This window comes from Fulvivirga aurantia (assembly GCF_009711475.1).
Classification (GTDB): Bacteria; Bacteroidota; Bacteroidia; order Cytophagales; family Cyclobacteriaceae; genus Fulvivirga; species Fulvivirga aurantia.
This window is the reverse complement of the sequence record NZ_SMMD01000298.1, coordinates 1-1,623: the sequence shown is the minus strand read 5'-3', so window position 1 is coordinate 1,623 and position 1,623 is coordinate 1. Positions and strand designations below refer to the sequence as shown.

The 1,623-nt window shown below is 41.4% G+C and carries 1 protein-coding gene; it reads left to right on the top strand.

Annotated elements, in window-relative coordinates; translation table 11 throughout:
* Window positions 1–59: 59 nt before the first annotated feature.
* The coding region (locus tag E1176_RS01280; protein ID WP_155208775.1) for an FtsX-like permease family protein at window positions 60–1,623 on the top strand (1,564 nt) is incomplete at its 3' end.

Genomic DNA, 1,623 nt, shown 5'->3' with positions numbered 1-1,623 from the left:
AAAATATAGAAGATGAGCAAGATATAGTACGGCAATTACTGCTGCAGCCGCTTTCAGAGATGCATCATGATTCTCGATATCCTACACTAGTTGGTAGAGTTGCAACCTATGATGAGCTCAATTTGCTTGCAGTGATAGGTGTGCTTCTACTTGTTGCTGCATGCATCAATTTTATCAACCTCAATACCGCTTTAGCTGTAAAGCGCTCTAAAGAAATCGGTATTAGAAAAGTGCTTGGTTCTGATAGGTCAAAGCTGATATTTCAATACCTGGGAGAAACAGCGATGATTACACTTGTAGCATGTGGCATATCTCTAGGAGTGGCAGAACTCATGCATTTAAATCTACAGTCAATCATAGGTTATGAAATACCCGAGTTTACTTATGACCTATCTTTCGGGTTATTCATGGTCGCCCTGTTTGTAACTGTTTCTATACTAAGCGGTCTATATCCCGCACTTATCATTTCCGGCTACAGGCCTATTCAGGCGTTGCGCAAAACACAACCTGTAAGATCAGCGGGTTTTTCCATGCGAAGAGGCCTCATTGTATTTCAATTACTGATAGCTCAGGTGTTGGTTATAGCTGTAATAGTAGTGGTGCAGCAGCTCGATCATTTTATGACCAGGCCCAGTGGTTTCGATTCAGAGGCTGTTGTCCAGTTTAGTGTCCCGCGCCCAGATGAGATCGATATTGATGCTTTTTCTGATCGACTTAAACGTATTAATGGAGTGGAGGCTGTCTCTTTATCAAGTACCGGCACGGCATCGAGTAATCAATGGGGAGCTACTGTAAGATTCACTTCTAATGGAGAGGAACAGATTGAAAATTTTAGAGTAAAGATCATCGATGAGGATTTTCTGGAAACATTTAGAATTCCTTTGCTCAATGGCCGGAATGTAAAGAAAGATACCAACAGATTTTATTTACTAAACGAAACTGCTCTGCGAGAAATGTCTGTAGCAGATCCTGACGAAGTACTTGGTCAGAAGATATCTGCCTGGGGAAAGGAGGGTGAGGTTATCGGTGTGATAAAAGACTTTAAGACGGTTTCCTTACACAGCCAACAGCAACCTGTTGTGCTTTGGTATGAAGCCAAAATGTTCTTTCTTGGGTCAGTGAAGTTAAAAGGGGATGGTTTACAGGAAACTATCGCTGAGATACAACGCGAGTGGCAGCATTACTTCCCTGAGTTCACATTTAGCTACGAATTTTTAGATCAAAAAATGGCTCAGTTTTATGAAGATGAAAGAAGGTTGGCTAAAACATTTTCATTGTTTGCAGGCCTGGCCATCGTAATCGGAGCAATAGGTTTGCTGGGGCTGATTTCTTTCTCAATCAATCAGAAAACAAAAGAAATAGGGGTAAGAAAAATACTTGGAGCGAGTCTCGCACAGGTGATGTATCTGCTGTCTTTCGATTTTGTAAGGCTGGTAATTATCGCATTTGCCATAGCTGCACCGCTTTCCTGGTATGTTATGGAACATTGGCTAAATGAGTTTGCAACCCGCATTACGCTCAACTTCTGGATTTTTATGGCTGGCTTAAGCTTTACACTTTTTATAACAATAATGATCATCAGCTTTAAATCTGTACGAGCAGCATTAGCCAACCCGGTAGATA